1 pseudogene is annotated in these 281 nt (G+C 52.7%); it reads left to right on the plus strand.

Features of this window, described 5'->3' with window-relative positions:
* A pseudogene (locus tag E0D98_RS27725) lies at positions 1-281 on the plus strand (DsbC family protein); the annotation flags it as partial.

A 281-nucleotide genomic window follows, 5' to 3' on the forward strand; every position in this document is an offset into this window, starting at 1 on the left:
GCCATCCTGCCGGTTACAGAACTGGGCGCACTGATTAACCGTAATAACAGGCTGATGCACCTGTCCTTCAGCACCCCTTTTCGTGAAATAACCGAAACACTGCTTGTTGATACCGTTGATACTGAACGTCCCGGACATCACATCGGCAGAATGTTCTCCGCGATTGACAGCTGTCTGAGCGCGGCATATGCAGAACTTCCTGCCCGGAAAACCAGCTTCATGAGAGGGCTGATATACGGTGCAGGATTAGTGCTGGCACTTCTGACAGCGGTAACAGCCGG

The organism is Escherichia sp. KCJ4928 (assembly GCF_004352695.1).
Lineage (GTDB): Bacteria > Pseudomonadota > Gammaproteobacteria > Enterobacterales > Enterobacteriaceae > ECMA0423.